At 36.3% G+C, this 2,603-nt stretch carries 3 protein-coding genes; all 3 read right to left on the bottom strand.

All coding sequences use genetic code 11. The features are described 5' to 3' along the window. A partial coding sequence (locus tag AC3AX0_RS10620) for a DUF1667 domain-containing protein (protein WP_487550264.1) occupies nucleotides 1-533 on the bottom strand: 533 nt, incomplete at its 3' end. Next, nucleotides 530-1,768 carry an NAD(P)/FAD-dependent oxidoreductase gene (locus AC3AX0_RS10615; protein ID WP_487550263.1) on the bottom strand — a complete coding sequence of 413 codons (1,239 nt, stop codon included), beginning with the start codon at nucleotides 1,766-1,768 and terminating at the stop codon, nucleotides 530-532. The genes AC3AX0_RS10620 and AC3AX0_RS10615, both read right to left, overlap by 4 nt. Then, nucleotides 1,765-2,603: NAD(P)/FAD-dependent oxidoreductase (locus AC3AX0_RS10610; RefSeq protein ID WP_487550262.1), on the bottom strand; the 839-nt coding region annotated here is incomplete at its 5' end. The genes AC3AX0_RS10615 and AC3AX0_RS10610, both read right to left, overlap by 4 nt.

Genomic DNA, 2,603 nt, shown 5'->3' with positions numbered 1-2,603 from the left:
GGTGAAAATTCTGCACTATATCTTATTTCCCTGCCACGGTTATAAACATCAATATTTTTAATATCATCTCTGAAAGTTACATAATGTGGTGATCCGGTATTAAGGAAATAGTTTGTGTTTACTAATCTAACATAACTAACATCTTGCATTTGAAGACTAATAGATTGGTTTTTATTTACAGTTTTTGTCACCACTATATCGACATCTAGGTCCAATACGTTTTTTTTAGCGATGAAGCCTGCTTCCACAGGTGCTGCAAGCCTTATGGACTTGACAAGTTTCATCACTTCAAAAATCTTGTCCTTCGGTATTAGAGCACTGGTTTTGACACTTGCAAGAGGCAGAACACCATCAATTACTAATACTGATGATTGGATTGTTCTCATTGGATTCAAAAGTTCCTGAGTCATATAGGTTACACCTCTTTTACAGGCGGCACCTGTTAGGTTCTCTATTTTCTTTGTTGATTCATCATATTCAGCACTTAAACTGCATCCAATAGGACATATTATACAAGTTTTATTTATTGTCATATGAGATTCACCTCCAAAGGTATTGAATCACTTAGCATATCTTTATTAAGATTTATTTTGGTCATTTCAGCAGGTATCATTTTTTTGATTTTCTTTTCAAATACTTTATGACTACCTTGATATATTGATAATGCTATATTTTCCATGGGTTTATTTACCCTGAAATACAGAGTGAAATCTTTTGTGGCGCTGATTTTTTGAGGTACTGTATAAATTATGTTTTGGTCCGGTATTATATCAATGGTGCAAGGCTTTAGATTGTTATGATCTATATATTCCTTCACAGATCTGGCTAGACATTCTGCCTCCATTGATACAAAATCAACCAAGTCGTGAACGTGGAGTGAATTTCCTGCAGAAAATATTCCGTCTACTGATGTCTGATAGTTTTCATCAACTATAGGTCCGTTGGTTCTTGAATCCAGTTTAACTGTAGCATCAAGGGATAATTCGTTTTCAGGAATCAGTCCAACTGACAGTACAAGTGTATCTGCCTCTATATATTTTTCGGTTCCTGGAATTAGAGTTTTATTTTTATCGACTTTTGCAATTGTGACCCCTTTAAGTCTGCTGTTTCCATGTATATTAACAACTGTATGACTGAGGTAAAGTGGAATATTATAGTCATTTAGACATTGCTCAATATTTCTATTAAGTCCGCTGGGATAGGATTGAATTTCATATACTCCCAGCACGTTTGCACCTTCAAGTGTAAGTCGTCTTGCCATTATCAGACCTATATCTCCAGAACCAAGAATAACAATATTTTTACCCACCATTGTATTGTAAAGATTTGTATAGGCCTGTGCTACTCCTGCTGTATAGACACCAGCAGGTCGTTCACCTGGTATTGCAAGGGCTCCTCTTGTTCTTTCCCTGCATCCTGTTGTTATGATTATTGCTTTTGCATTTATTTCCATTAGACCTTTTCTGGAGGCAGCACGAATGGTTCTATTTTTTGAAATGGATAAAACAGAGGTATCTGTCATATATGAAATATTTGACCCAATAATTGCTTTTATAAATACTTGTGCATATTCAGGTCCGCTTAATGATTCATTGAATCTTGTTAGACCAAATCCATCGTGAATGCATTGTCTTAATATACCACCTAAATATTTTTCTCTCTCTAATATGAGAATATTATTAATGCCTTGTTTATGGAGTTCCAAAGCTGCTGCCAGTCCTGCAGGGCCTCCACCTATTATTGCTACATCAATATTTTTTTCAATCATATTCTCACCTTTCCTGTAAACATTTGTGAAGATTGTCTGGAATAAATGACTTCTTCTACTTTTTTATTCTTTTCTTCCTGAATTAGTTTGGTGATTCTCATTTGACAATAACCACCCTGGCAACGTCCCATCAGGGCACGAGTTCTATATTTTATACCAGTTATAGTATCTACACCAAGAGGATTGTGTATTGCCTCAAGTATCTCAGCCTTGGTTACTGTTTCGCATCTACAGATGATCTCACCATAGTCGGGATTTTCTTTTATGAGTTCAGCTTGTTCTGCAGGTGTTTTTTCGGAAAATTTCACTATTCCAGTTCTATTTGGATTGAAAGCATCATTGGTTACTAGAGTTTCTATTTCCTTGATTAATCCAACTACATATTTCGCTATTGGTACGGCAGAGGTAAGTCCAGGAGATTCAATACCCACAAGGTTCACCGTATTTGGTATATCTTTTCTTGCTTCGATTACATAGTCCTTTATTACTCCATTCTTGTCTTTCCAGGTAGGCTGTATGCCTGAGTAGTTTCTTATATAATCCTTTCGGTGTATATGTGGCCATAGATTAGACGCATCTTCAGCAAGATAATCCATTGCATCTTTTGATATTCCGTAATTCGAATAGTCTGTTGAAGAATTTGCATTTGGTCCAACGGTTACATTGCCGTCTATGGTTGGAGTTACATGAATGCCCATATATGTAGTAGAGGGTACTGGATAGACAGGCATTGGGAGAAGGGGGCCGACCTTCTGGTCAAGGATTATGTAATCACCTTTGGTTCCGCCTATTTCATAACCTGTTATTCCAAGCATATCACTTATTTTCGTGCAAT

Source organism: Dethiosulfatibacter sp. (assembly GCF_983023055.1).
The sequence above is the reverse complement of the archived record's forward strand: the minus strand, read 5'-3'. Positions and strand labels throughout refer to the sequence as shown.